Annotated in this window: 1 protein-coding gene; it reads left to right on the forward strand. The window is 69.1% G+C overall.

The features are described from left to right. Positions 1-76 precede the first annotated feature (76 nt). Positions 77-1,171, forward strand: coding sequence for an IS630 family transposase (locus GSE44_RS25050; protein ID WP_159351537.1), 1,095 nt, complete (start codon positions 77-79; stop codon positions 1,169-1,171).

Below are 1,171 nucleotides of genomic sequence, written 5' to 3' on the forward strand. Positions count from 1 at the left end.
CCTAGTGGTTTGAGTTAGAAGTGTTCTGACATGCTGGGCGGGGTGTAAGGTCGGGCGTCTCTGATGGGAGGCGCCCATGTCATGTGGCCCGAAAGCGGCAGCGGTAGTGCTGACGGAGGAGGAGCGCGAGACGTTGCAGCGCCTGGTCCGGCGACGTGGCGCGGGTCAGGCGGCGGTGATGCGGGCGCGCATCGTGCTGGCGGCGGATGCCGAGCCGGGGCTGCCCAACGGCGCGATCGCGGTCCGCCTTGGCGTGAGCCGCCAGAGCGTGATCACCTGGCGTGGCCGCTTCCTGGCGCACCGCCTGGAGGGGCTGGTGGACGCACCGCGTAGCGGGGCGCCGCGGCGGGTGGGTGACGAGGCGGTCGAGGCGATGATTACGCGGACGCTCGAGAGCCAGCCCGAGGGGGCGACGCACTGGTCGACGCGCGCCATGGCCCGGCAGGTCGGCATGAGCCAGACCATGGTCTCGCGCATCTGGCGCGCCTTCGGCCTGCAGCCGCACCGGTCCGAGACCTTCAAGCTGTCGCGCGATCCGGCCTTTGTGGACAAGGTGCGCGACGTCGTCGGGCTCTACCTCAACCCGCCCGACCGCGCGCTGGTGCTCTGCGTCGATGAGAAGCCGCAGATCCAGGCCAATGAGGGCACGGCGCCCGTCCTGCCGATGCGGCCCGGCCAGGTCGAGCGTCACAGCCACGACTACGTCCGGCACGGCACCACCGACCTGTTCGCCGCCCTCGACGTCAAGGCAGGCACGGTGATCGGCACCTGCAAGGGCCGTCACCGCGCCACCGAGTTCCGGGCCTTCCTGGATCAGGTCGAGGCGGCCGTGCCCGCCGACCTCGACGTCCACCTCGTGCTCGACAACGCGGCCACCCACAAGACGAAGCTCATCCACGACTGGCTGCTCAAGCGGCCGCGCTGGCACCTGCATTTCACGCCCACCTCGGCGTCGTGGCTCAACCTCGTCGAGGGCTGGTTCTCGCTGCTGACCCGACGCTGCCTCCAACGAGGCGCCTTCGCCAGCACCGACGCCCTCAAGACCGCCATCCAGGGCTACATCGACCAGACCAACGCCGAGCCGAAGCCCTTCGTCTGGACCAAGTCCGCCGACGACATCCTCGCCAGCGTCGGACGCTTCTGCCAGAGAATTTCTAACTCAAACCACTAG

It is taken from the genome of Muricoccus harenae (assembly GCF_009848505.1).
GTDB classification, from domain to species: Bacteria; Pseudomonadota; Alphaproteobacteria; order Acetobacterales; family Acetobacteraceae; genus Roseomonas; species Roseomonas harenae.

Bases quoted from the DNA above. Each gene is read 5' to 3' on its own strand.
- GSE44_RS25050 (WP_159351537.1), top strand. From the start codon at position 77: ATGTCATGTGGCCCGAAAGCGGCAGCGGTAGTGCTGACGGAGGAGGAG.